The sequence below is a fragment of the Pseudomonas sp. 2822-17 genome, from assembly GCF_002742485.1.
Lineage (GTDB): Bacteria > Pseudomonadota > Gammaproteobacteria > Pseudomonadales > Pseudomonadaceae > Aquipseudomonas > Aquipseudomonas cyclaminis.
In genome coordinates, this window is sequence record NZ_LJRZ01000125.1 from 1 (window position 1) to 295 (window position 295).

The 295-nt window shown below is 42.7% G+C and carries 1 protein-coding gene; it reads right to left on the bottom strand.

Translation table 11 applies throughout. The features are described from left to right. The coding region (locus AOA60_RS01215) for a PLP-dependent transferase (protein ID WP_256592781.1) at window positions 1–223 on the bottom strand (223 nt) is incomplete at its 3' end. Window positions 224–295 lie beyond the last annotated feature (72 nt).

A 295-nucleotide genomic window follows, 5' to 3' on the forward strand; every position in this document is an offset into this window, starting at 1 on the left:
CTTCGACCCTCTCTAAGTCTGTAGCATCCACAAATGTATAATCTACTCCCAATCGAGAAAGAACTTGTGTAACCAATCTGAAAGTTCCACCGTATACATCCTCTGATATCAGTACATGATCCCCTTTAGATACGATGAAAAAGGCAGTGGAAATAGCTGCCATCCCAGATGAAAAAGCAAACCCTCTTACTCCCCCTTCAAGTTGAGCAATCGTTTCCTCCAACGCGTCTCTCGTCGGATTTCCAGATCTTGAGTAGTCATACTTCCCATAGGAATCTACATCAAACTGATGAAA